This is a genomic window from Amphritea sp. 1_MG-2023, from assembly GCF_030547545.1.
Taxonomy (GTDB): Bacteria; Pseudomonadota; Gammaproteobacteria; order Pseudomonadales; family Balneatricaceae; genus Amphritea.
The window spans coordinates 1-668 of the sequence record NZ_JAUOQE010000089.1 but is presented as its reverse complement, the minus strand read 5'-3'; the positions used below and the strand labels follow the sequence as shown (position 1 = coordinate 668).

Annotated in this window: 1 protein-coding gene; it reads left to right on the top strand. The window is 57.0% G+C overall.

All coding sequences use genetic code 11. The features are described 5' to 3' along the window. A partial coding sequence (locus tag Q4488_RS18795) for a VCBS domain-containing protein (protein WP_303582139.1) occupies positions 1–668 on the top strand: 668 nt, incomplete at both ends.

Here is a 668-nt window from a genome sequence, read left to right as displayed (position 1 = left end):
AATACCAACACGGGTGCTTACAGCTACAGCAAAGACGCCGCTGCGATCGAAGCCCTGGATGCGGGCGATGCTGTTAGCGATCTGTTCACCCTGACCGTGACGGATGCCGACGGCGCGTTAGTGACGCAGACCTTTACCGTCAACGTCACCGGTGCGGATGATGCACCGACCCTGAATGCGATCACCAGCGGCTCGATTGCCGAAGTGGATCAGTCCAGCAGCACGACCGATGCTAACCTCAGCGGCACCTTAAGTGGCGCCGATGTGGATGGTGATACCTTAACCTATGGTATTGATACCGGGGCGGTCACGGGTACCACGGCCACCTTGGCGGGGACTTACGGCACCTTAACCTTAGATACGGCTAGCGGTGCTTATAGCTACAGCAAGAATGCCGCTGCGATCGAAGCGTTGGATGCGGGCGATGCTGTTAGTGATCTGTTTACGCTGACGGTCACCGATGCCGATGGTGCCTTGGTCACGCAGACCTTTACGGTGGATGTCACCGGTGCCGATGATGCACCGACCCTGGATGCGGTTACCAGTGGTTCGATTGCCGAAGTGGATCAATCTAGTTCGACTACGGACGCTAACCTCAGCGGCACCTTAAGTGGCGCGGATGTCGATGGCGATACCTTAACCTATGGTATTGATACCGGATCGGTCAC